The following is a 25,208-nucleotide window of genomic DNA, read 5'->3' on the forward strand; positions in this document are numbered from 1 at the left end:
CAGGCCTTCCGATACGGAAGGTCTTTCTTTTTATAAAATAAAAATGACTCTGCTCAGGTTAGATTTAGCAGAGTCATTTCTATATTAGTAAATTACCATTCATAAGTTATTCCAAAAATTTTCATCATGCTTTGTAAAAGTTGAGAAAATATTCTAGAGTGTCACACCATCCTTTTACATCAGATTTAAGTATTGGCGAATTCGTTTTCTGTCATCCTTTAAAAGGGTTTCATGGATTGTTCGATAAGCATACCTCCTAAGGTTTAATAGGTATGAACGATTTCGCCTCCTTTTTATAATGTAAATTAATTATAACCGATTCCAAAAGAAAAGTAAATATTCAGAACTTTACAAATTCATTACAAAGTTGAAATCGGAATGAAATGTATAGAATGTTGGCTAAAAACAAAATCTATAAACAAAATGATTGAACCCCTCAAAAGGAGTGCGACAGCATGAGAAGAACAATTCTTATTACGATGATTGCCCTAATTGCCTTCATACAGGCGAATGTAAGTTTTGCAGCAGATATACCAGTAGACAAAGCAAGTCCGAAAAAGGTGAATATCCCTCCTTCCGTATTGAATATTGCAAAGGAGAATACGTACCCGAACCCGACCCAGGATCTTCCGATGCTTCAGCCAAGTACGTTTGCGAAACAATTGATCGATTCGTCGGATATCAAGATTGAAAATCCAGAACTCATCCATATGTTGAATGAATCGGCAGTTGCAAAGGCGCCGCTTGCTTTTGGTTACAGGGCGACCATTTACCTTGGCCATTGGGCATTGAATTATGAGTCTTTGGAAACGGCACCAAACTGGGAATACCAAAAAATCAATACGAATTACTATGATAATCGCGGCGGTGAAGTTCCATACAAAATCCGTTATGTCCAGGAAAGTCAGAAGGCAGTGAGCGGCGGTCTGACAGCGAAAATCCCTAAGACAGAGGATGTTCAAAAAATGATGCTGTTAAAAGCCACTGAGAAAACGAATTTGCCATTGGCTTTTGAAACGATCATCGGAGCTGGTACGAAAAAAGATGAAGTATACAATGTTGCTTCAAATAGGATTGGTTACTTATCCAGCTATGCTTCCGCCGTAAATGAAAAAGGCAAGGTCACATATGGGGAAGTGTATTTGAACCTAAAAGGAAATAAAAGAACCATTACGATAAAGAACATCACTTCCCAAGGCATCGGTGCATGGATACCGGTTCAGGACCATGTTTCCTTCAGTTTTACAGTCTCGCAGCAACCCAGGTAAATTGAAAAACTCGCCGGATTGGCGAGTTTTTCTTCATATGGTTGACTTCCTGATCCTGAAGTCCTCCTTCGGGTAATATGCATTTTTGACGAGAACATTCGGGCCTAGGCATTTGACTGCAGGGCAGTGGCAATTCAATTTATTGGCCAGTTTCGAATTCATCCATGTTTCATAGGATTCGGTCAATGGCTGCTCTTTGATATTCCCTAATGTAGGCGCATCCCCGAAGTCGGTCACGATCACTTCCCCGGTGAAAATATTGATGTTCAACCGGGAACGTCCATCAGGGTCATTACGCACAGTCACTTTATGTGAACCGTAAAGGCGTTGAAGCAGGTTAATATCCTCTTTACTGTCATTACATGGATAAAATGGCAGGGTACCGAAAAGCATCCAAACATTTTCATCACGGATATCAAGTAAATGATGAATCGCTTCACGTATTTTGTCCAGTGATAAAGTTTCAAGTGCCGATGCGAAATCGCTTGGATACATCGGATGAATTTCATGCCTTTGACATCCCATTTCATCGACGATCTGCCTGTGAATATGCTCAAGATGAGGCAATGTCCGTTTATTAAGCATCGTTTCTGCAGATACCAGCACACCAGCTTTTGTCAGGGCACGGGAATTTTCGATCATTTTATCAAATAATTTCTTTCGCTGTTCCCGGGATGGTTTTCGGTCCATCATGGCAAAGCCGATATCAATGAATTCATCGATCGTTCCCCAGTTATGGGAAATGTGGAGAACATCCAAAAAGGGAATGATTTCCTCATACCGTTCCAAGTCAAGGGTCAAATTGGAATTGATTTGTGTCCGGACCCCGCGACTGCGGGCATATTTCAATAGAGGCAAAACATAATTCTTCACTTGTTTTCTTGAAAGCATCGGTTCCCCGCCAGTGATGCTGAGCGAGCGAAGCAAAGGGATCTCATCAAGGCGCTGGATCAGTAATTCCAGAGGCAGTGCATCCGGGTCCTTGGGCTGGAGTGTGTAACCGACGGCACAATGCTCACAACGCATATTGCAAAGGGTGGTGGTGGTGAACTCCACATTGGTAAGGCTGAGTTTTCCATATTGTTCAACGTCCATATATGCTTCCCAAGGGTCATACTTGGGTGTAATTGGTGTTAAAAGATCTTGCTTGATTATTGACATATTTAAAACTCCTTACGTAATAATGCACTAACCCATTATGAACAATGGGGACAAAAATTGTCAAATGGCGGAGAGCTGCATTTATAGCTTGCCATTGCACTTTCAAGCAGATTTCGTTACGATGAAAGAAGAACGGAAGGAGAGTGCCTCATGGGAAAATCCATTACAGGTAAAAACGAACAATTAACATATTTAAAAGAACGCCTCACGATGTTCATGGAAGTTCTTGATCATATCGAACCGGAAAATACGGAGTTGGAAGATATAGACCGTTTAATCGGCATGATAGATGATTTGGAAGGCAAAGTGGAACAATTCAAAACCCGCGAAGACTAATATCTGTTTCGATAGTATGATTTTTTCAATGTTAATATTCTGAAGGGATGACGGGAAAATGCGTCATCCTTTTTTGATGGAAATGTTTGGTGACGAAATTTCACACATGGGCTATTTCTGGCGCTTTGCTCATTTCTCTCCCAATTGCTGTTCATTAAGAAAAATAATTACTTGTTTTCGAAAGATTATGTTAGATGTATAATAAAACGGGTGTTGAATCATTCACTATTTATAGAGAAGCAGGGAAATGATTAAATCTAATCTAGGGGAAATAAGAGGGGGAAGAGAAATTTGGATATTCAAAAATTCCAAGAAAGTATGTACAGTCTTATCGTTGAAACTTCAACGAATCTTCCAAAGGATGTTCGTCGTGCGGTCAAAAGTGCAAAACAACGTGAAAATGCAGGTACTCGTTCTGCATTGAGCCTGACCACCATCACGAATAATATTACAATGGCTGACGACAATGTATCACCGATTTGTCAGGATACTGGTCTGCCGACTTTCAAAATAAAAACTCCAGTTGGCGTGAACCAACTTGAAATAAAAAAAGCAATTCGGAATGCAATCATTTTAGCGACAAAAGGCGGAAAACTTCGTCCAAACGCAGTTGATTCTTTATCGGGTGAAAATAGCGGGGATAACCTTGGGGAAGGTCTTCCTGTCATTAAATTCGATCAATGGGAAAAAGACTATATTGATGTTCGTCTCATCTTAAAAGGCGGCGGCTGTGAAAATAAAAACATCCAATACAGTCTGCCTATGGAACTTGAAGGATTGGGAAAAGCGGGTCGCGATTTGGATGGAATCCGTAAATGTGTCCTTCACTCTGTCTATCAAGCACAAGGACAAGGCTGCAGTGCAGGCTTCATCGGCGTAGGGATCGGAGGGGACCGTTCATCCGGATATGATCTGGCTAAGGCTCAACTTTTCCGCAGTAATGAAGATGTGAATCCAAATGAAGATCTTCGTAAACTTGAAGATTACATCATGAAGACAGCTAATGAATTGGGTATCGGCACGATGGGCTTTGGCGGCGAAACTACACTGCTTGGATGTAAAATCGGTGTCATGCACCGTATTCCGGCAAGCTTTTTCGTTTCCGTTGCTTATAACTGCTGGGCGTTCCGCCGTTTAGGGGTGAAAGTCAATCCTGTAACAGGCGAAATCAGTGAGTGGTTATATCAAGAAGGCGAGAAAATCGACTTTGCCCGGGAAGCAGAAAAAGCGGCGAAGGATGAAGTGGCAGCCGCTGCAGAATCGGACGTTGAAGCTTCCCGTGAAATCACCCTGCAAGCACCAATCACGGAAGAACAAATCCGTGAATTAAAAGTTGGTGACGTAGTTCATATTAACGGCAGAATGTATACAGGCCGTGACGCCATCCACAAGCACTTATCTGAAAATCCTGCACCAATCGACCTGGATGGACAAATCATCTATCACTGTGGACCAGTAATGCTGAAGGATGAAGAGGGCAAATGGCATGTCAAGGCTGCCGGACCGACAACAAGTATTCGTGAAGAACCATACCAAGGCGATATCATGAAACGATTCGGTATCCGTGCAGTTATCGGTAAAGGCGGAATGGGACCAAAAACACTAGAAGCATTAAGTGAACACGGCGGCGTTTATCTAAATGCAATCGGCGGAGCTGCTCAATATTATGCAGACTGCATCAAATCCGTCGAAGGTGTGAACTTCACTGAATTTGGTATTCCAGAAGCAATGTGGCATCTGAATGTTGAAGGATTCACTGCAGTGGTTACCATGGATTCACATGGAAACAGCCTGCATAAAGATGTTCAGCAATCTTCATTGGAAAAATTGGCACAATTCAAAGAACCAGTATTTAAATAAATGTATGGTAAAAGACGCTCACCAAAAGGTTGAGCGTCTTTTGTATATCTTACTCTTCGACTTCCGGCAGTGGATCGATCCTTGACGAATCCTCTAGATTCAATCCGCTTTTCACAAAATGAACAAACACTCCACCACTTAAACCAAGACAACCAACAAATCCTAAAGTGATAACCCATTCCAGCATTTCATTCCCCCCTTGGTAAATGTATATGAAAAAAAAGGCGAAAATTACCTCAGAAAAGTACAATCTTTTGGAACGGTCGCACATACATTAGAAGAGAAAGGAGGGATTTTCATGCAGAATAGCTACATCTTATTCTTTTTAGCCATGTTAACCGGTTTTGCTTTCATCCAACTTCCTGTGGCAAACACGATTTTCTCCGGTCTTGAAACATTCCTTGACGTAGTTGGAATTGTAACCGTTCTCATTTTCGCTATCTCCATTATTTGGAAGGCGGCACAAGCGTTATTTAAAGGATGAACAAAACAAAGAGGCCTATCCCTTTCGGGGGAAAGGCCTTTTTTTGCGTGGGATTATGGTTTTGCGGAAGGAATTCGACCCATAGCCCGTTAATTCCACCTTCACAATATCATGCATATAAATCTCCATGTTCCAAACAATAAGAAAAAAGGATATGGGGGATATTCCAATGAAAAAAATGGTGATTTTATCCGCTTTTATATGCTTGATGTGCTCTTTGGCTAGCCCAGCTTTTGCAGAATCCTATAACTGGGGTTTCAATAAAGGTAAAAATGGGACACCTGCCGATGCCGGCAAAAAATTCAATGAAATGCTGCCTAAATATGAAGCGATTTATAAGGGGGATACAAAGAAAAAAGTCGTTTATTTAACCTTTGATAACGGTTATGAAAATGGCTATACGGGCCAGATTTTGGACGTTCTGAAGAAACATGGTGCTCCTGGAACTTTTTTTGTCACGGGTCATTACTTAAAAACGGCACCTGAGCTTGTCGTCCGTATGGCTAATGAGGGGCATATCGTAGGAAACCATTCATGGAACCATCCGGATATGACCAGCGTGACGGACGATGTGATCCGCACCGAGCTTGAGCGGGTAAAAGAAGCAACGGAAAAATTAACGGGACAAAAGGGAATGAACTACTTAAGGCCGCCTCGTGGAGTATTTAATGAGAGAACAATGAGGATCGCAAAAAAAGAAGGGTATTACCACATCTTTTGGTCACTGGCATATAGAGACTGGATTGTAGATCAACAAAAGGGTGCCGCGTTCGCACATGATGAAGTGCTTAAGCAGATTCATCCCGGCGCGATTTTATTATTGCATACCGTATCAAAGGATAATGCGGAAGCATTGGACTCGATTCTGACGGATCTTGAAAAACAGGGGTACACCTTTGGTAGCCTTGATGAATTAATGATTGCGAAACAGTTGCCGAACCGAATGCTTTATTAAAATGAGAAGCGGGTCCTGTAGTGATAATTCAGGTCCCGCTTTTATCCATTCTTCTCAATTTCAAGTAATATTTCAGGAAACATGCTATAATACGTGGAAAACTGCTAAAGGATGGATCGCTTGTGTGGACAGAAAAATTACAGGTTCAAGGACCCTATAATTTCGATCTTGTTCTCGAACGATTATCGTTAGACCCACTTCAGGTAGTTGATTTCACTAACAGGACGGTAAAAGTTCCGCTATATATAGAAAAAGAACCAATCGTTTTGCAGGTTCAGGCAATAGGAAATATCGATGAACCATCTTTTATCATCAAAGGTCAATCAGAGGTGTACAAGTCAAAAGCAATCGAACGGTTAAAAAAGGTTTTTCATTGGCATCAGCCATTAGAAGGCGTTTCCCGGCACTTCCGGGAATCCGATTTGCGGGAAATCTTCGAAGAGCACCGCGGTACTGCCATAGTCTTGGACTTTGATTACTACAGTTGCCTCGTCAAATGCATCATACATCAGCAATTGAATTTATCTTTTGCCCATACGCTCACGGAACGATTCGTTAAAACTTTCGGCTTTCAGATGGAAGGTGCCTGGTTTTATCCGACACCGGAAACAACCGCCCAACTTCAAATCGAGCAATTAAGAGCCATTCAATTCAGTGGCCGGAAAGCGGAATACGTCATCGGACTTTCCGAGCAGATCATTCAGGGCCATCTCAACCTTGATATAATGGATAAGCTATCCGATCAAGAGGTTATGGATACACTAATAAAAATACGCGGTATCGGGAGATGGACGGCTGAAAACTTCCTGCTTTTTGGACTTGGCCGGCCGAACCTATTTCCTAAAGCCGACATTGGCATTCAAAATGCCTTGAAAATATTATATGGCTTACCGCATAAGCCAACCCAAGAAGAAATGGAGTCCTATAGTGTGAAATGGGCTCCATATCTAAGCTACGCTTCCCTCTATTTGTGGAGAAGCATTGAAAAACGGAGTGAAAAGAAATGACAAACATTCAAGATACAAAACTAGAAGTGAATCAAACCCTTCCCCTTACGATTAAACGACTTGGCATAAACGGAGAGGGAGTCGGTTATTTCAAAAAGAAAGTCGTCTTCGTCCCAGGAGCATTGCCAGGTGAAGAAATTGTAGCTTTGGTTACAAAGGTTCAGCCAAACTTCACCGAGGCGAAAATAAAAACCATCCGTAAAGAATCACCGCATCGCATTGCAGCGCCATGTCCGGTTTACGCTGAATGCGGCGGATGTCAGTTGCAGCATTTAAGCTATTCCCAGCAACTTATTGAAAAACGAGATATCGTCATTCAAGCGATGGAACGTCATTCGAAATTCCCAGTTTCTTCATTAAATGTAAAAGAAACGATCGGCATGGAAGATCCTTGGAATTACCGCAATAAAAGTCAGTACCAAGTCGGCCAAAAAGATGGCAAGTTGATTGCTGGCCTTTACGGCTTGAATTCCCATACACTGATCGATATCCCGAATTGCCTCGTACAGCATAAAGCAACAAATAAGGTAACACGTACAGTGAAAAAGATACTAAAGAACCTGAACATCTCGATTTATAACGAAAGAAAAAGAAAAGGTGTTATCCGGACGGTCATTACACGTGTAGGGTTTGAAACAGGTGAGGTGCAGGTTGTCCTTGTTACAGGAGCGGAGGAAATTCCACAAAAAGATCAGTTGCTAAAACAAATTCGTGACCAATTGCCTGAAGTGAAATCGGTTGTACAAAACATCAACAACCGGGACACATCACTGATCTTTGGCGAAAAAACGATTCACCTGGCAGGCGAAAAAGTCATCAACGAAACATTGGGTGACCTATCATATGAACTATCAGCCCGTACATTCTTCCAGCTTAACCCTGTCCAAACTGTTCGCTTATATGATGAAGTGAAAAAAGCAGCAGCCTTAACCGGCACGGAAAAAGTGGTTGACGCTTATTGCGGTGTTGGAACCATTGGGCTGTGGCTGTCTGAAAATGCCAAGGAAGTCAGAGGAATGGACGTCATTAAAGAATCCATTGAGGACGCCAAGAAAAATGCCAAAAAGCATAAACGCAACAATGTATACTATGAAACAGGCAAAGCAGAGAATATCCTTCCACGCTGGACCAAAGAAGGCTGGAAACCGGATGTACTGGTCGTCGACCCGCCAAGATCCGGCTGTGATCAATCTTTACTGCAGACAATCTTGAAAGTTAAACCGAAAACCATAGTGTACGTATCATGCAACCCGTCCACATTGGCGAAGGACTTACAAGAACTGGGATCTTCTTATCGCGTGGAGGCCATGCAGCCAGTGGATATGTTCCCGCAGACGAGCCATGTGGAAGTAGTAACCTCGTTGAAGCTGATTAAAGAATAAGCAGAGTGATCCGGGAATCTGTAAAAGGTTCTCGGATTTTAATCTGCGTTTATTTCCATCCATTTGTGAAATAATGAAAGTACTGTGAAAATCGAGAAATACATAGGAGGGTTTTGGATGCATAATCATGATATATTAATTCGATTAAGATATGCGCTGGATATTAAAAATAAAGATATGGTTGAGATATTTAAACTCGGGGAGATTGAAGTGACAAGAGAAGAAGTCATGCAGATGCTCACAAAACCAAAAGATGATTATTATGATGAATATGATGATGATATGGATGAAGCTGAAGATGGGATAAACTGCAATAACATGATGCTAGAGTCCTTCTTAAATGGTTTGATCATTTTTAAACGAGGGAGACAAGAGCCAAAACCTGGTCAGCCCCAAAGTCAGGCACCTGCTGTAAAGAATAAGGAAAGTGTGAATAATATCCTTTTGAAGAAACTGAAAATAGCATTGACATTAACCAGTGAGGATATGATTGATATCTTGGAAGATGCAGGAGTCATGATAACCAAAGGGGAATTAAGCGCTATATTAAGAAAAGTGGGTCATAGGAATTATAAAGAGTGCGGGGATCGATACGCCAGGAATTTCTTAAAAGGATTAGCTTTGAAATATAGGGGATAAGGGTTCAGTACTGTTTTTATCTTGAACATCATGATATTTAGACCTTGATTTCGTGAAAAGTACTTTTCCGATTTCAGGGTCTTTTTCTATTCGAAGACACTAGGAAGTGAGAATGAATTTAATAACAGAAGGCACCCCTTAAGGCACCCTCTGCACATTAAATACGAGTTCATTGGCCTCTTAAAAAGTCTGGTTTTGCGAAATTGGGGTTGGGATATTTATAGAAGCCTTCTCCTGCTTCTCTTCCGATTTTCCCTTTATCGATATACTCTGTTTTCAATAAGTTAGCCAACTTTTCAACTTCTGGATCACCTGTCGCTTTCGCTTTTGCAAGTGAAATATTATAAGCGGTATTGATTCCTACCACATCTAAAATGGCGAAAGGTCCAAGAGGTGCTCCTGTTCTTAAGTTCAATGGCTGGGATCATAACGACACCATACAGCGGTCCGTATGCAGCAACCAAACATGCCATCGAGGGAATGGCTTTAACCTTGAAAGATGAGCTGAAGGAGTATGGGGTGCAGGTTGCGACCATCAATCCGGGTGCCTACAATACCGGTTTTAACGACAGGGCAGCTGAGGAAAAATGGGAATGGTTCGATGAAGAAAAGAAGTTTACAAGAGCAGAGGGTATGAAAAAGCAAGAAAAGGGATTAAAGAACCAATTCGATCCGGAAGACATGATAGAGAAGATGATCGAAATCATTCCGGCTCACCACCATAAATTCAGTACTGTCCATCCCGAGAAAACGGAAAAACGGATGAAGGAGACCGAAGAGGAACGGTGGGACATGGAAACCTGATTTAGCCTGAGCAGCTGGGCACTACTGTCCTAGGAGAAGTGCAGGGGGATAATTTGTAAGTTGTGCATGAATTCTGGACGAAGGAAAAGAAATAGGGTAAATCCTTATTCTTATTCCCTTTCTCCTATTCTTTTGCATGACTTTTTTGTACGTGAGATTTAATTCAATATCCGAGCTGATCAGCAGCTCTTTTTTTATTGTTGTAATGGACTTAAGCGTCCATTAGTACAATGTATAACAGACAAAAAAGAGGATGATTATTCCCCTTTCAGATTATCGACAAATTTGAAAAAATCGGTTTTCCTGCAGTTTTTTCTTAAAAAAACAATCCAGTTGATTGGTGCAGGTGTTCGAGTCTCCTGCTTAGAAAAGAGTGTCCAAGAAAAAGACCCCACAGGCGCAAAGACCGCCCGCGGAAAGAGATTGCTGGAGGGGAAATTAAGCCCCCAAAAAAAGATTCATGATTAGGAATGAACCATTCTGAACTTCCTTTTGTCAACAAAAGGAAAGAGGATGATCCCCTTGTTTTACTTGTCTTCATTTGTTTGTTCATCAGGTTTTTGGACGATTTCTTTTAATTCCCCAATGTCACCTTTGGCATTGATAACCTCAAAAATTTCATTTAGGCCTTCTGATGTTTTTTCATCTTCCGTTTTCACTATACCCCTCCTTAATTAGGTTAATGGTTAAGGTCTCCAAAAAACCAGTAGATAAACATCGGTTAGCTTGGAAAATTGATGAAATTCTCTTCGTATTTCCATTGATATAAGCGCATTTTAGGCGGATGTTAATTGTAAAACTACAAAAAATCAATTTTTTTTGTCCGCACAATATGGACAACGTTGAAATTATCTATTATTATGATTGTTATAACTCTTAGTATAAAGGGGTTTGTGGTACTTCTTAATGTATTTTTGGAGAGGACACATGTATTTTTAGAAAAAAGGGAAAAAATACAATATTTCTGAAATAGGGGTAAAACATATAAAGATCCTGCATTTATTCCAACCATCAATGAGGGGGTATATTAAATGTCAAGTGAAATATTAAATGAATTCTTGAAAGAAAATTTGGAAGATTTAAAAGAAAAGGGACTTTACAACGTTATTGATCCAGTGGAAGGTCCTAATGGTCCGGTAATTACCATTGCAGGCAGGGAGCTAATTAATTTATCATCCAATAATTATTTAGGTTTAGCGACAGATAGACGATTAATAGAGGCTTGCATAGAAGCGACGAAAACATATGGTGTCGGTGCCGGTGCCGTTCGTACGATCAACGGAACGTTAGATATTCATGTCAAATTAGAAGAAAAGCTTGCTGAGTTTAAACATACGGAAGCAGCAATTGCTTATCAGTCTGGATTTAACTGTAATATGGCAGCGATTTCAGGAGTGATGGATAAACACGATGCCATTCTTTCAGATGAACTGAATCATGCTTCAATCATTGATGGATGCCGATTGTCCAAGGCGAAAATTATTCCCTTTATCCATTCCGACATGGACGATTTACGGACAAAAGCCCGTCAAGCAAAGGAGTCCGGATTGTATAACAAAATCATGATTATTACCGACGGAGTGTTCTCGATGGATGGCGATATTGCCAAGCTTCCTGAAATCGTGAAGATTGCCGAAGAGTTCGATTTAATCACGTATGTTGATGATGCGCATGGTTCGGGTGTATTAGGTAACGGTGCAGGAACGGTAAAACATTTTGGGTTATCGGATAAAGTGGATTTCCAAATTGGGACATTATCCAAAGCCATTGGTGTTGTTGGAGGCTATGTAGCAGGAAAGAAAGATTTGATTGATTGGTTAAAAGTGAGAAGCCGCCCATTTTTATTTTCAACGGCTGCCACACCGGGAGCAGTTGCAGCTAGCATAGAAGCCATCGATATTTTGATGAATAGCTCAGAACTTCAAAATAAGCTTTGGGAAAACAGCGATTACTTGAAACAGGGCCTAAAAGAATTAGGGTTTGATATCGGTGAGAGCGAAACACCGATTACACCTTGCATTGTGGGTGATGAAACAAAAACGCAGCAATTCAGCAAGAGACTGAATGAAGAAGGTGTGTATGCTAAATCCATCGTATTCCCTACCGTTCCAAAAGGAACAGGAAGAGTGAGGAATATGCCTACTGCTGCTCATACAAAAGAGATGCTGGATCGTGCAATTGCCATTTATGAAAAAGTAGGAAAAGAGATGTCGATCATATAAGTAGATTGCTTGTTTCAGAGTTTAAAACTTGGGGAGGGATTTTTGATGAAAAAGGTCTTGGTAACGGGGGCTTTAGGTCAAATTGGTTCAGAACTGACGCTGAAAATGAGAGAGGTTTATGGAGCTGACAATATCATTGCGACAGATATTCGAAAAACGGACAGCGATGTTGCTCAATCAGGTCCATTCGAAATTTTGGATGTTACGGATGAAAAAGCGATGTATAACATGGCAAAAAAACATGAAGTGGATACAATTATACATCTAGCCGCTTTATTGTCAGCAACAGCTGAAAAGAAGCCGCTTTTAGCTTGGCATTTAAACATGGGCGGATTGGTCAATGCTTTGGAATCGGCACGAGAACTCGAATGCCAATTATTCACTCCTAGTTCCATTGGTGCGTTTGGTCCAACCACTCCTAAAGATTGGACACCGCAAGACATCATTCAAAGGCCGAATACGATGTACGGCGTGAATAAAGTATCCGGAGAGTTATTATGTGATTATTATCATCATAAATTTGGGGTTGATACGAGGGGGCTTCGATTCCCGGGACTGATTTCATATGTCACACCTCCTGGCGGTGGAACTACCGACTATGCAGTTGAAATTTACTATGAAGCGATTAAAAACAAGCGATATACTTCTTACATTGATAAGGGAACGTATATGGATATGATGTATATGCCGGATGCTTTAGCAGCCATCATTAAATTAATGGAGGCAGATGCTTCAAAATTGAAACATCGGAATTCTTTCAATGTTTCTGCCATGAGCTTTGATCCTGAGCAAATTGCAGCCGAAATTAAAAAGCATATTCCGGAATTTGTCATGAATTATGAAGTCGATCCTGTAAGACAGTCCATTGCAGACAGTTGGCCAAATACAATTGATTCAACTTGTGCAAAGGAAGAGTGGGGATTCAAGGCGGAATATGATTTGGAGAAAATGACCAATGATATGTTGTTGAAGCTGAGATTAAAGTCCCTTTTAGTAACAGCATAATAAACCTGCAAGCCGAATAAAAGAGTTGCAAAACTCTTTTATTCGAGTTATTTTATACAGGGGAATTTTTACGTTTAAGGGGTGAGCTTTTATAAGCGATAAAAAGTAAGCGCTTTCTATGAAACCTTGAACAGAATCAAGAAATAACATGAAATTTGATAGTAATCTTTCTGACTGTCAGGAATGCTTAAAAGTGAAGAATGATTTTAAGGGGCGGCTTTAAAATAAAGTGCCTGCTATATCATTTCTATATTAAATAGGGAGTGTATTAAGCATCTTGCATTAAATTTCGACTATTAGTAGTGTAGGGGGAAATGGAATGGCAAACAAAGATTTGAATAGGGACCTGAAAGGTCGTCATATTCAGATGATCGCTTTGGGCGGAACGATTGGTGTCGGTTTATTTATGGGTTCAGCCAGCACGATTCAATGGACAGGTCCGTCTGTAATGTTAGCTTATGCGATCTCTGGTTTATTTATATTCTTGATCATGCGCGCAATGGGGGAAATGTTGTATTTAGAGCCAAGTACAGGTTCATTTGCAACATTTGGTTATAAATACATTCATCCATTGGCAGGATATATGACAGCTTGGAGTAACTGGTTCCAGTGGGTTATCGTCGGGATGGCAGAAATTATTGCAGTGGGGACGTACATGCAGTATTGGTACCCTGATCTCCCTGCTTGGATTCCAGGTTTAATTGCAATGGTGATTCTTGGAGCAGCGAACTTAATTTCCGTTAAATCATTTGGGGAAATTGAATTTTGGTTTGCACTGATTAAAATCGTAACGATTATTTTAATGATCGTTGCAGGTTTTGGACTAATTTTCTTTGGAATCGGTAACGGAGGGGAAGCCTTAGGGTTATCGAATCTTTGGGAACATGGCGGTTTATTTACAGGTGGCTGGAAGGGCTTCTTCTTTGCTCTCTCACTGGTGGTTGCCGCTTATCAAGGTGTAGAATTAATTGGGATTACGGCTGGTGAAGCAAAAGATCCGCAAGAAACGATAACCAAAGCGATTCAAAGTACCATTTGGCGTATTTTAATCTTCTATATCGGTGCGATCTTCATTATTGTAACCGTTTACCCTTGGGATCAATTAAGTTCGATCGGCAGTCCATTTGTTGCGACCTTTGCGAAGGTTGGTATCACGGCAGCAGCTGGAATCATTAATTTTGTCGTAATCACGGCTGCAATGTCTGGCTGCAATAGTGGAATTTACAGTGCAGGACGAATGCTTTACACATTAGGGATGAATGGACAAGCGCCAAAATTCTTTGCAAAAGTATCTAATAGCGGTGTCCCTTTATTCGGTACGTTTGGAGTGATAGTCGGTTTAGCAATTGGGGTTGTTTTAAGTTATATTGCACCAGAAAATTTATTTGTGCATGTATACAGTGCGAGTGTACTTCCTGGAATGATTCCATGGTTTGTCATTCTGATCAGTCAAATTAAATTCAGGAAAGTCAAAAAAGCAGAAATGCACAATCATCCATTCAAGATGCCGTTTGCACCTGTTACAAACTACCTGACCATCGCTTTCTTGCTCATGGTATTAATCGGTATGTGGTTTAATGATGACACACGTATATCTCTTATGGTTGGAATAGGTTTTCTGGCTATCGTTGCAATTAGTTATTTCGCTTTTGGAATAGACAAGCGAGTACAAGCCAATGCTCAGACAGAGGCTCAGAAGGAAGATAAAGTGGGTTAATCCATCATTCACTATGAGGTTATGCAAAGGGTTGCTGCGGCAGCCCTTTTCCAATGAAATTAAAAGGGCAGATTAGTTTTAATAAGAGATGATAAAATGGATTAAATTGATTGCTTCATTGTGAAGGGTGAACTAACGATGTCGGACTTAAAAATGACAATCCTAAAATGTATACGAATCCATCCAATATCATCAAAGACCACAGAAATGCACTTAAATAACTGATTAGTGAAAACTTCCAGAAATATGGGGGGCCTGGAAACAAAACGAAGAAGAATGGTTTAATGATTGTCCCGGCGTTATCCATTTTGGAAATCGCCAATTAGAATTATTTGCAAACAAAGCTGATGAATACGCTGTTACCTTTGACAAAATCCTTGTTACCCAAGACCTTTGTTGGTATGGGACGGATTTAAGACTTAAATGGGAAAAGAACAAGTTACTGAATTCAGCTACTTGTAAACAGCTGGTTGGGATTGAGATTGTTGAAAGATGTGAAACAAACGCACCGGATTATTTTTATTTATATGTCCTTGGGCTTCACTTGAACGATGGCTATCTCACCATATGTAATGGATCTGATGAAAATTCAATAATCATTAAAAGGGAGAAGATCCAATTTACAGGCACACGCTTATCTGACAAATATCAATTTTTTATGATCTATGATGAATGGAAAACGATCTGGGCAGTCTAGTTAATGACATCAGGATACGTTTCCGCCAAAGTTAATATAGAATGCTAAATATCATAGAAAAGGAGAAGTTGACAATGACAACTTCAAAGAAGAATTTGAGGACTTGCGAAAAGGGACACAAATACTACAAATCCAGCGACTGTCCGACCTGTCCTGTATGTGAGCAGGAACGAAAACCTGATACAGGATTTCTTTCAGTGCTCTCGGCACCTGCCAGACGTGCATTGGAAAACAATGGGGTAACCTCTTTACAACAGCTATCAACATATAGTGAAAAAGAGATTTTGAAATTTCACGGTATGGGACCAGCTTCTTTACCTAAACTTAGGGAAGCTTTGGAGACAGGTGGGTTATCATTCAAAGATTAATCACTTTACGTGAATAAGGGATCAGGAACATCTTTTTTATGGACATCATCCTTGTTAAACTGATAGTAACTCTAAAAAGTGAGGTAACGAAAAATCATGAGTTCCTATACTCCCTATTTTGAATTCAATCGAAAAAAGTGGGCATCTTTGCGAAACCATACCCCACTTCCTTTAACTGAAGAAGAATTGGATAACTTAAAAGGAATAAATGAAGAAATATCCATTCAGGAAGTAGAAGAGGTTTATTTGCCCTTGACTCGTTTGATCAATTTACATGTTGAAGCATCTCAGCAGCTTAACACAGCCGCTTCTTCATTTCTAAAAACTGATGCTAAAAAAGTACCTTATATCATTGGGATTGCAGGGAGTGTTGCTGTAGGAAAGAGTACGACTGCAAGGTTACTTAAGACTTTATTATCCAGATGGGATAATCACAGAAACGTAGGTCTTGTCACTACCGACGGTTTTTTGTATCCAAATCATCGTTTAGAAGAAAAAGGACTGATGAAAAGAAAAGGGTTTCCTGAAAGTTATGATACTCAAAAATTAATCAACCTTATCGGAGATGTAAAAGCGGGAAAAAATAAAGTGGAAGTTCCAATCTACTCACATTTGAAGTATGACATTTTGCCAAATGAAGTGCAGACTATCTGTAATCCGGATATTTTAATAGTGGAAGGTGTTAATGTACTTCAAGTTGACAAGGAAAATCAAGTATTCGTCAGTGACTTTTTTGATTTCTCAATCTATGTAGATGCAGACATAAACGACATAGAACGATGGTATGTTGAAAGGTTCCTTTTACTTCAGAAAACCGCATTTCAAAGTCCCGAATCCTATTTTCATCGTTATATTGATTTGTCTAAAGAACAGTCCATTAAACAAGCGACTCAAATTTGGGAAGAAATTAATCTGAAAAATTTACATGAAAATATACTGCCGACAAAAGGAAGGGCGAAACTCGTCTTGAAAAAAGGATCAGAACACAAAGTTGAAAATATCTTTTTGCGAAAATAATAAATTAGAAATAATGTTTTTTTGTAATAGCAATAAAGCAAGGAATTTCATTTATAAGGAACTATGCGATAAGTCTTAAAATTAGGAATATTTTCAATGATAATACCTTATATTGGTTTAATTTTCATTAATTATTGGTATTGTTATAATATCTAATAATTGGGTGGAATTTATGATTCAAGTTAAAAAGATAGGATTTTGGGGATTTCAGGAAGTCCCTTATTTTTTAGGGAAATGGTTACAAAAACTTCTAATTTCACTTCTGTTTTTGTCAATAAATGTGTATTTTCATGACTTTTTCGACTCTGTCAATATTATTTCACTAACAGTTTCTTCCTTCAATAATGGGGAGTTACTGAAGAAATCTTTTAATGTGACTATCGGGGTGGATAAGTTTAAGCCAATTTCTTCGTAAAATCAACATTTTAACAAAAAAAGTAATAGTAGAATATTTTAATCTATGAAATAATAATAATAGATTATGATATAGTTATAAGGAGACAGAAAAGGTGTGTTCCTAGTTCGTGCCGGGCTTTTTTGTGACACCTAAGCAGGAGCGCCTACATCTTTTTTGCAAATATAGGGGATAAGGAAGGTTATAATGAGCAACATACAGAAACAAACAGACGTTATCTTAATTGGCGGCGGAGTCATGAGCGCGACTTTGGGATCATTACTGAAAGAGTTAGCACCGGAATGGGAAATCAAAGTATTTGAGAAGCTTGCAAACGCAGGAGAAGAAAGCTCTAACGAATGGAATAATGCGGGTACGGGACATTCTGCGCTGTGCGAGCTTAACTATACATCCGAAAAAGCTGACGGATCTATAGATATTAGCAAAGCAATTAAAATAAATGAACAGTTCCAAGTTTCATTGCAGTTTTGGTCGTATCTTGTAAACTGTAAGCTGATTGATAATCCGCAAGACTTTATCATGCCATTGCCTCATATGAGTATGGTACAAGGGGATAAAAATGTAGCGTTCTTAAAGAAACGTTTTGAAGCGCTGTCAAAAAATCCTCTGTTCCAAGGTATGGAGTATTCCGATGACCCAGCAAAACTGATGGAATGGATTCCACTTATTATGCAAGACCGTCCATCGAATGATTCTATAGCGGCAACAAAAATTGATTACGGTACAGACGTTAACTTCGGTGCTCTAACACGTATGTTGTTTGACCACTTAAAGACTCAAAACGTCGATATCAAATATAAACATAGTGTTGATAATGTTAAACGTGCCAGTGATGGCTCATGGGAATTAAAAGTGCGTAATGTCGATACCGGTAGCGTAGAACGCCATAATGCTAAATTCGTCTTTATCGGAGGCGGGGGCGGAAGCTTGCATTTACTGCAAAAATCCGGCATTCCTGAAGGGAAGCATATCGGAGGATTCCCGGTAAGCGGATACTTCATGGTATGTAATAATCCTGAAGTTGTTGCGCAGCATCATGGGAAAGTATACGGAAAAGCTAAAGTTGGTGCTCCACCAATGTCTGTTCCGCATCTTGATACACGTTTTATCGACAATAAAAAATCGTTGCTATTTGGACCATTTGCGGGCTTCTCACCGAAGTTCTTAAAAACAGGTTCAATGTTCGATTTAATAACTTCAGTAAAACCGAATAATGTTTTAACTATGTTGGCGGCAGGCGCAAAAGAGATGTCATTGACAAAATACCTGATCCAGCAAGTTATGTTATCGAAAGAACAGCGCATGGAAGAGTTACGGGAGTTCATCCCGAACGCTAAGAGCGAGGATTGGGATTTAGTAGTAGCTGGCCAACGTGTACAAGTTATCAAAGATACTGCTGAAGGCGGAAAAGGTACACTTCAATTTGGTACGGAAGTTGTCAGTGCATCCGATGGCTCTATTGCAGCATTGCTAGGTGCTTCTCCAGGGGCTTCTACTGCTGTTCACGTTATGCTTGAGGTAATTAATAAATGCTTCCCGCAACGCATGAAAGAGTGGGAACCGAAAATTAAAGAAATGATTCCTTCTTATGGAGAGTCACTAATGGAAAATCCAGAGCTTCTGCAAGAAATTCAAACTTCAACATCAGAGACGCTTGGTCTGAGCAAAAAAAAAGAGCTAGTTTATAGTTAATTTTTGGATATTGAAGCAACATTGAAATTAAAAACAACAGAACCTTTAATCTATCTTTGATTGAAGGTTCTTTTTTTTGTTTTGGGATGCTTTAATTGCATCCCTCAGTTTGTAGACAAAAGGGTTCTATCTAAAAGTTAAAACTAAGTTGATTGGAGCGGGTGTTCTCGAGACTCCTGCGGGAAAAGCGGGTCTAGGGAGAGCCTGCAGGCGCAAGCCGAGGAGGCTCCAGACTCCCGCGGAAAGCGAGTGCCCTACGTTCCAATCAACGTCCAAATTGTACAAGAGATTCTAATGTATTTTTGAATTTATTTTGGAAATGGTCTCTTTATCGCAAATAATGAAAAGCTGTGCATCATCAGGAATTCGTGCATCTAATTTTTGGTTTATGTTAAGATCACCACGATCTGCCACCAGTGTGGCTCCTTTATCGAGAAGATCTATGAATGCATCACGATAAGTTCGCCATTCATCTTGTTTAGGAATTTCATACATCGTCTCTTCATACTTTGTGCTCATAAGTTCAGAATACATGTGGGTGACTCCATGAGAAAACAATGATCGTACTGCTGCGTGGGAGATCATTTCTTGTGTAGGAATAAACTCATCCACCTTTACACGCTCGAATAAACGAATATGCTTTTGATTGATCACCTCAGCGGTGACATGAATGGACGTATTCGTTTTTTCTTCAATGGACGTTATGGCAGTGGCAACTAATAATGTCTTTCCATCGACAAGTAACGGATCTTTTGTAGCGTAATTATCTTGTGTTATTTGGTCAGCAAAAATGATAACGCCTTTTGCTTTAGGAAGGTTTGCACGGATTAATGTTTCTTCATCGGTGGCATCCCCGCGAACATAAAATAGACGCTCCTCCATCATGGGGGATTTTTCCAAGTTATCAATGATTACAATATCAATGGTTTCATCAGATTTATAAATTTCTTGGAGTGCTGATTTTGACTTATCACTCCATCCAATCAGAATGATATGATTTCTACCTGTATATTTCATTTTTCCACCAACTTTACGTTTTTCGATAAGGTATACAGATTTAATGATTTTTCCAATAAATAGACTAACAAGCCCAATACCCGTTATGTAAAGACCGATGGTAAATGCTTTTCCAAGATCGGTGACAGGTGCATAGTCACCAAAACCAACCGTAGCAAGCGTTGTAAGAACCCAGTAAACTGAAGTTAAATATGATTCGAACGTCTGTGGCTCTATAGAAAAAGCAACATATGCTGCAACTAATATGTACAAAATGGCAAATGGTATAAAGATTCTACCTCTTAATTTTATCAGGTAATATATTATTTTTTTTACCTTAATTCTCATCATACCCATCCTAGTTTTAAAGTCATCATCGATTGAATTTATATTTCCCCAATTTAACAGATAATTAAACGTAAGTGTAAGAACTATTTATCCCCAAGTTAGGAGCAAGAAGCATATAAAAGAAAGATTGGTTCTTTAATGATATGTGCGCTCCGCTCTTGTTCTTATGCAAGAAAAAGGGCAGGAACACTCTGCCCAGGTTTTATAGACTACATATTCAAGCTTTTTGTACCAAAACTACGGATTCTCCTCTTAAATTTTGCTCTAATATTAATATAGATTATAAAAAGAACAATAATAGATGAATTTTTGAAAATAAATTATAAAATAATCATCAAAAAATAAAAAATTTTTTCAAATTTTCAGTATACAATGAATGTTGAATGATGAGGAGGTCAACCAAAATGAAAGCGGATACAATGGAAAAAGTAACGATATGAAAAAAAGAACAGGATTGCATATAAAAGTCTCGCAACAATTGGCAGTGTTTCGCATGTTAGTGAACAATTTTGGCCGGGGTGTAGTTGTGCACCGATATACGGCGGGATTGGAAAGCGGCACATAACTGTGGTGTTTTGCTTCGAATGTTCAATCATTTAAAGAGCTGTAAGCGGGTGAAGCTTTACTTGATTGGATGTGGGTATGACGCCAGGGATTTACCCAGTATGCAATTAAATTATAGGGGGAATGATTATGGGATCACCAAATGTTGCGACAAATACGAAACAAGAGAAGCCGCAAATTCAATCAACCACCAATGTACTGAAGTTTATTATATATAGTTTAATAGGAAGTTTTATGTTTTTTATTCCTATTACCATAAATGGTGTTTCAAGCATACCAATTGATCATATGGTAACATGGATCAAAGTAAACTTACCGTCGGCTGTTCCTATTTATGCTCTAATCGTTATCCTATTAGGAGCTGTTTATCCATTTATTTCAAAAAACTGGAGCAAAGATAAGGTATCGATAGTTTTTTCTTTCTTAAAAGTAATAGGTGCTGTTGTTGCGATATTAATATATTTCAAGATTGGACCTGAATGGTTAATGGCCCCAAGTATGGGTCCTTTCCTTTTCGATAAACTTGTCATACCTGTTGGACTTGTTGTTCCTTTTGGTGCAATATTTTTGGCGCTGCTCATTGGATACGGGCTTCTCGAATTTTTGGGTGTGTTGATGCAGCCAATCATGAGGCCGATATTTAAAACGCCAGGGCGTTCAGCGGTTGATATGGTTGCTGATTTAGCAGGTAGCTACTCTATTGGCATGCTTATTACGAATAGACTATATAAAGAAGGAAAATACACCCTTAAAGAAGCTGCTATTATTGCAACCGGCTTTTCAACCGTTTCAGCAACGTTCATGATCGTTGTTGCAAAAACTCTCGGGCTTATGGACATATGGTCGCTTTTCTTTTGGGTTTCTTTAGGGATAACGTATCTTGTCACTGCCATTACCGTACGTATTTGGCCATTAAATAAAATGAGCGACGAATATTATTCGGATAATGCCGATCCAGAAGAAGTTATCAAAGAAGGACTTTTCCGAAATGCCTGGAACAGTGCGATGGTGGGGGCAAACAATTCCGTAAGTCTTGGCAGAAATTTATGGGAAAACTTAAAGGACGGTTTTCTTATGACAATGAGCATTCTGCCGTCCATTTTATCCGTTGGTCTCATCAGCCTTGTATTAGCGGAGTATACTCCAGTATTTAATTTACTTGGCTATCTTTTTTACCCATTTACCTGGGCATTGCAAATACCTGAACCATTTTTGGCTGCAAAAGCTTCAGCTATAGGAATTGCAGAAATGTTCCTGCCGGCGCTTCTCGTGGTTGAAGCACCTCTGGTAACTAAGTTCATCATTGCCGTGGTATCTGTATCATCCATATTATTCTTTTCAGCGACGATACCTTGTATCCTATCAACCGAAATCCCGATCAGTATTACGAAGTTGGTTGTAATTTGGTTTGAACGGACGCTCATCACGTTAATTATAACTGCACCTATCGCAATATTGCTGCTTTAGTACAAATCAACGAATCTTAATTCGATCACAAATCGAAAAGGTGCGTTCGTATCATAAGGTCGACCAGTAAAATTACTGGTTGACCTTTTTTGATAGAATCTTAAATCAGTAGACATGGTAGGATGCACGGTTGCACGGACATTTAAAGTAAGGGTAGTGGAGGCGGAAAAAACAATTCCTATATTCTAGTTTATGAGCCTCCAAAAGTTAATTGATTTAGTTTTTTTGGGGGATCCCTAATAGGGATGACTAAGGAACCCTAGTGAAAAACCCCCCTCTAATGGTGTTGTTTACAGGTACTGGTGACATGATCATCTATTTTTATAAAGAAGGAACAAATATGCGATTCCCATACCCTTTTGATAGTTACCATCACTGAAACAATATTAGGAAAAACATCCAGAAAAATTATTTAAAGAAAATAATATATATTCTAAAAATTCATATTATAATACTTTATACTTATGCTATATTATAGGGAGAATTATTTATTATCACGTATAATCTAAGAATTGGAGTGATTTGAATGAAGAAACTTGGTTTACTGAGTATGTTTTTGATTCTTGCTATCTTTATCTCGGCTTGTGGAACCAATGAAGAAAAAAATGCAGGTGAGGAAAAGGAACCTGAAAAGGTATATAAGGTTGGTGTGGATACGACTTATCCTCCTTTTGAATTTAAAGAGGGGAACGACTATAAAGGTATTGATATAGAATTGATCAATGCAATCGCGAAAGACCAGGATTTTAAAATCAAATTGTCTCCAATGGATTTCGGCGGAATCATTCCGGCTATGCAAGCCAATCAGCTTGATGTGGCCATTGCGGGAATGAGCATTACAGAGGAAAGAAAAAAGGTAGTAGATTTCTCAACACCGTATTTTGATGCAGGATTAACAATAGTTGTTAAAAAAGATAATACAAGCACTAAAACCGTTAAAGATCTTAAAGGAAAAACCATTGCAGTCAAAAAAGGGACAACTGGTGCTAAATATGCACAGGATAATGCTACTGAACTAGGAATAAAAGTTGTCCAATTCAATGATAGTCCAGCGATGTTCCAGGAAGTGGCCAACGGCAACGCCGATGCCCTTATAGAAGATTACCCGGTTATCTCCTATGCGATCGCCCAAAAGGATCTTGGGTTGAAAATCGTAGGTGACCGTTTGAATGGTGACCAATATGGCATTGCTGTATTGAAAGGGCAAAACGAGGATTTATTGAAGAAAATAAATGATGGTCTTGCCAATCTTAAAAAAGACGGCACGTATGATGAAATTATAAAAACGTATCTTGGTGAATAAACAGTAGATTAAAGCTAAATAGGCGCGCTTATGGCGCGCTTTCTTTTTCAAAGGGGTGAAAGAAATGGATATAATTGTTGCGGCATTGCCACTTTTATTAAAAGGACTTCAGGTGACACTTTATATCTTTGTGATTGCCATTATCCTAGGTTTTTTGATTGGTTTAGTGGTCGCTTTGCTGCGGCTTGCCCCCATCAAAATCTTGAACTGGATTGCAAAGGTTTATGTGGATGCGATACGAGGGACGCCGTTCATCGTTCAGTTATTCTTTATCTATTTTGGTGTGAATTCTCTGAATTTGATTTCTTTGGACAGTACAACAGCTGGAGTCATTACCGTTGCAATCAATGCAGGGGCATATTTTGCTGAAATAATAAGGGCAGGGATACAATCCATCGATAAAGGGCAAACGGAGGCGGCAAGATCCATCGGGTTCACTGGAGCTCAAACAATGAGATATGTCGTGCTTCCGCAAGCCTTTAGAAGGATGCTCCCTACCATTACGAACCAATCGATCATCAGCTTGAAGGACACTTCGCTATTATCCGTCATTGGTATAGCCGATTTAACCCAGCAAGGTCAGATTCAGGCTTCGGCAACCTTTGAAGCATTCAAGATTTGGCTGGCCGTGGGTGTGATTTACTTTATCATCATCTATTTGTTAACCCTAATTGCTAATTTCATAGAAAGGAGGGTACAAGTTCGATGAGCATCATTACAGTAAAAAACCTGAGAAAATCATTCGGAACTGTCGAGGTTTTAAAAGATATTAATGCAGAAGTGCAGGAAAAGGAAGTAATTTGCGTAATAGGCCCTTCTGGATCTGGAAAGAGTACATTCCTGCGTTGCCTGAATCTCCTTGAGGAAGTTACGGGCGGTGAGGTGGTCATTAACGGACATGATATAACCGATCCTAAAAGGAAAATCAATATAAACAAAGTCCGGCAAGAAGTTGGGATGGTTTTTCAACATTTCAATCTATTTCCCCATAAAACCGTTTTGGAGAACATAACCTTGGGCCCTATTAAAATTCGGGCCACCGATAAAGCGGAAGCAGGAAGGTTAGCGCTTGAGTTATTGGATAAGGTTGGTCTAAAGGAAAAGGCAAATAGCTATCCAGGGGAACTTTCCGGCGGACAAAAACAGCGGGTCGCCATCGCAAGGGCATTGGCGATGAATCCGAAAATCATGCTATTTGATGAACCGACTTCGGCCCTTGACCCTGAAATGGTCGGCGATGTTTTGGAGGTAATGAAACAACTTGCCAAGGAAGGCATGACAATGGTCGTCGTTACGCATGAGATGGGCTTTGCCCGGGAAGTAGGGGACCGGGTCATATTCATGGATGGAGGGTATATCGTGGAAGAAAATGAGCCGAATGAATTATTCGGTAACCCTCAGCACGAAAGAACGAAAGCATTCTTGAGCAAAGTGCTTTAACGGGATGGCTGTAAGAAACCATGGTGCATCATGAATGAAGTTGTGCATGAAGTGTGGACAA

The 25,208-nt window shown here is 39.7% G+C and carries 24 protein-coding genes and 1 pseudogene; 20 read left to right on the forward strand and 5 right to left on the reverse strand.

Annotation, left to right across the window (positions count from 1 at the left end; genetic code table 11):
- The first annotated feature begins 455 nt into the window (after positions 1-455).
- Entirely contained in the window at positions 456-1,268 is an 813-nt protein-coding gene (locus ACIQYG_RS13615) for a YfkD famly protein (RefSeq protein ID WP_402838788.1), read from the forward strand.
- Positions 1,269-1,301: 33 nt separating this feature from the next.
- On the opposite strand, the gene yfkAB is transcribed toward ACIQYG_RS13615, so the two are convergent.
- On the reverse strand, positions 1,302-2,423 hold the full coding sequence (yfkAB, locus tag ACIQYG_RS13620; protein ID WP_402838932.1) for a radical SAM/CxCxxxxC motif protein YfkAB: 1,122 nt from the start codon (positions 2,421-2,423) through the stop codon (positions 1,302-1,304).
- A gap of 156 nt (positions 2,424-2,579) precedes the next feature.
- Here yfkAB and ACIQYG_RS13625 point away from each other — a divergent pair, with 156 nt between their 5' ends.
- Both ACIQYG_RS13625 and ACIQYG_RS13630 read left to right on the forward strand, forming a co-directional pair.
- Positions 2,580-2,765 carry an SE1561 family protein gene (locus ACIQYG_RS13625; RefSeq protein WP_034305661.1) on the forward strand — a complete coding sequence of 62 codons (186 nt, stop codon included), beginning with the start codon at positions 2,580-2,582 and terminating at the stop codon, positions 2,763-2,765.
- Positions 2,766-3,056: 291 nt separating this feature from the next.
- Positions 3,057-4,625, forward strand: a complete 1,569-nt coding sequence (locus ACIQYG_RS13630) for a fumarate hydratase (protein ID WP_402838790.1) — start codon at positions 3,057-3,059, stop codon at positions 4,623-4,625.
- A gap of 49 nt (positions 4,626-4,674) precedes the next feature.
- Here ACIQYG_RS13630 and ACIQYG_RS13635 read toward each other — a convergent pair whose 3' ends face one another.
- Positions 4,675-4,812, reverse strand: a complete 138-nt coding sequence (locus tag ACIQYG_RS13635) for a hypothetical protein (RefSeq protein WP_402838791.1) — start codon at positions 4,810-4,812, stop codon at positions 4,675-4,677.
- Between the two features lie 111 nt (positions 4,813-4,923).
- Between ACIQYG_RS13635 and ACIQYG_RS13640 the strand changes: the two genes are divergently transcribed.
- The 5 genes from ACIQYG_RS13640 (at position 4,924) to ACIQYG_RS13660 (ending at position 9,092) form a co-directional block, all read left to right on the forward strand.
- Positions 4,924-5,109, forward strand: coding sequence for a hypothetical protein (locus ACIQYG_RS13640; RefSeq protein ID WP_402838792.1), 186 nt, complete (start codon positions 4,924-4,926; stop codon positions 5,107-5,109).
- 169 nt (positions 5,110-5,278) lie between these two features.
- Positions 5,279-6,064: a delta-lactam-biosynthetic de-N-acetylase gene (gene pdaA, locus ACIQYG_RS13645; RefSeq protein WP_402838793.1), complete on the forward strand. Its 786-nt coding sequence runs from the start codon at positions 5,279-5,281 to the stop codon at positions 6,062-6,064.
- A gap of 122 nt (positions 6,065-6,186) precedes the next feature.
- Entirely contained in the window at positions 6,187-7,071 is an 885-nt protein-coding gene (locus ACIQYG_RS13650) for a DNA-3-methyladenine glycosylase family protein (protein WP_402838794.1), read from the forward strand.
- Positions 7,068-8,453 carry a 23S rRNA (uracil(1939)-C(5))-methyltransferase RlmD gene (gene rlmD, locus ACIQYG_RS13655; protein WP_402838795.1) on the forward strand — a complete coding sequence of 462 codons (1,386 nt, stop codon included), beginning with the start codon at positions 7,068-7,070 and terminating at the stop codon, positions 8,451-8,453. The genes ACIQYG_RS13650 and rlmD overlap by 4 nt, the downstream gene beginning before the upstream one ends.
- Before the next feature lie 117 nt (positions 8,454-8,570).
- Positions 8,571-9,092 carry a YehS family protein gene (locus ACIQYG_RS13660; RefSeq protein WP_402838797.1) on the forward strand — a complete coding sequence of 174 codons (522 nt, stop codon included), beginning with the start codon at positions 8,571-8,573 and terminating at the stop codon, positions 9,090-9,092.
- A gap of 169 nt (positions 9,093-9,261) precedes the next feature.
- Here ACIQYG_RS13660 and ACIQYG_RS13665 read toward each other — a convergent pair.
- Positions 9,262-9,495, reverse strand: a pseudogene (locus ACIQYG_RS13665) (3-hydroxyacyl-CoA dehydrogenase family protein); the annotation flags it as partial.
- An 11-nt stretch (positions 9,496-9,506) separates the two neighbouring features.
- Between ACIQYG_RS13665 and ACIQYG_RS13670 the strand changes: the two are divergent.
- The gene (locus ACIQYG_RS13670; protein ID WP_402838799.1) at positions 9,507-9,896 is read left to right on the forward strand and encodes an SDR family NAD(P)-dependent oxidoreductase; all 390 of its coding nucleotides are present in this window, start codon (positions 9,507-9,509) and stop codon (positions 9,894-9,896) included.
- A 527-nt stretch (positions 9,897-10,423) separates the two neighbouring features.
- On the opposite strand, the gene ACIQYG_RS13675 is transcribed toward ACIQYG_RS13670, so the two are convergent.
- Positions 10,424-10,555: a hypothetical protein gene (locus ACIQYG_RS13675; protein WP_402838800.1), complete on the reverse strand. Its 132-nt coding sequence runs from the start codon at positions 10,553-10,555 to the stop codon at positions 10,424-10,426.
- A gap of 372 nt (positions 10,556-10,927) precedes the next feature.
- On the opposite strand from ACIQYG_RS13675, the gene ACIQYG_RS13680 reads away from it, so the two are divergent.
- The 7 genes from ACIQYG_RS13680 to ACIQYG_RS13710 all read left to right on the forward strand — a co-directional run bounded on the left by ACIQYG_RS13680 (position 10,928) and on the right by ACIQYG_RS13710 (position 19,029).
- Positions 10,928-12,118, forward strand: a complete 1,191-nt coding sequence (locus ACIQYG_RS13680) for a glycine C-acetyltransferase (RefSeq protein ID WP_402838802.1) — start codon at positions 10,928-10,930, stop codon at positions 12,116-12,118.
- 45 nt (positions 12,119-12,163) lie between these two features.
- Positions 12,164-13,123 carry an L-threonine 3-dehydrogenase gene (locus ACIQYG_RS13685; RefSeq protein WP_402838803.1) on the forward strand — a complete coding sequence of 320 codons (960 nt, stop codon included), beginning with the start codon at positions 12,164-12,166 and terminating at the stop codon, positions 13,121-13,123.
- 319 nt (positions 13,124-13,442) lie between these two features.
- Entirely contained in the window at positions 13,443-14,840 is a 1,398-nt protein-coding gene (locus tag ACIQYG_RS13690) for an amino acid permease (protein WP_402838806.1), read from the forward strand.
- Positions 14,841-15,611: 771 nt separating this feature from the next.
- Positions 15,612-15,905: an RNA polymerase alpha subunit C-terminal domain-containing protein gene (locus ACIQYG_RS13695; RefSeq protein WP_402838808.1), complete on the forward strand. Its 294-nt coding sequence runs from the start codon at positions 15,612-15,614 to the stop codon at positions 15,903-15,905.
- A gap of 96 nt (positions 15,906-16,001) precedes the next feature.
- Positions 16,002-16,922, forward strand: a complete 921-nt coding sequence (coaA, locus tag ACIQYG_RS13700; RefSeq protein WP_402838809.1) for a type I pantothenate kinase — start codon at positions 16,002-16,004, stop codon at positions 16,920-16,922.
- Between the two features lie 172 nt (positions 16,923-17,094).
- Positions 17,095-17,337: a hypothetical protein gene (locus ACIQYG_RS13705; protein ID WP_402838811.1), complete on the forward strand. Its 243-nt coding sequence runs from the start codon at positions 17,095-17,097 to the stop codon at positions 17,335-17,337.
- Positions 17,338-17,523: 186 nt separating this feature from the next.
- Positions 17,524-19,029, forward strand: a complete 1,506-nt coding sequence (locus tag ACIQYG_RS13710; RefSeq protein ID WP_402838812.1) for a malate:quinone oxidoreductase — start codon at positions 17,524-17,526, stop codon at positions 19,027-19,029.
- A gap of 291 nt (positions 19,030-19,320) precedes the next feature.
- On the opposite strand, the gene ACIQYG_RS13715 is transcribed toward ACIQYG_RS13710, so the two are convergent.
- Positions 19,321-20,376: a potassium channel family protein gene (locus tag ACIQYG_RS13715; protein ID WP_402838815.1), complete on the reverse strand. Its 1,056-nt coding sequence runs from the start codon at positions 20,374-20,376 to the stop codon at positions 19,321-19,323.
- A 690-nt stretch (positions 20,377-21,066) separates the two neighbouring features.
- Between ACIQYG_RS13715 and ACIQYG_RS13720 the strand changes: the two genes are divergently transcribed.
- From ACIQYG_RS13720 to ACIQYG_RS13735, 4 genes are all read left to right on the forward strand, one after another.
- Complete coding sequence (locus ACIQYG_RS13720) at positions 21,067-22,404, forward strand: YjiH family protein (protein WP_402838817.1); 1,338 nt, start codon at positions 21,067-21,069, stop codon at positions 22,402-22,404.
- Between the two features lie 526 nt (positions 22,405-22,930).
- Entirely contained in the window at positions 22,931-23,707 is a 777-nt protein-coding gene (locus ACIQYG_RS13725) for a transporter substrate-binding domain-containing protein (protein ID WP_402838818.1), read from the forward strand.
- 64 nt (positions 23,708-23,771) lie between these two features.
- Positions 23,772-24,416, forward strand: a complete 645-nt coding sequence (locus tag ACIQYG_RS13730; protein WP_402838820.1) for an amino acid ABC transporter permease — start codon at positions 23,772-23,774, stop codon at positions 24,414-24,416.
- Complete coding sequence (locus ACIQYG_RS13735) at positions 24,413-25,147, forward strand: amino acid ABC transporter ATP-binding protein (RefSeq protein WP_048685183.1); 735 nt, start codon at positions 24,413-24,415, stop codon at positions 25,145-25,147. The genes ACIQYG_RS13730 and ACIQYG_RS13735 overlap by 4 nt, the downstream gene beginning before the upstream one ends.
- Positions 25,148-25,208 lie beyond the last annotated feature (61 nt).

The sequence above is a fragment of the Peribacillus sp. NPDC096622 genome (assembly GCF_044762665.1).
GTDB classification, from domain to species: Bacteria; Bacillota; Bacilli; order Bacillales; family DSM-1321; genus Peribacillus; species Peribacillus frigoritolerans_B.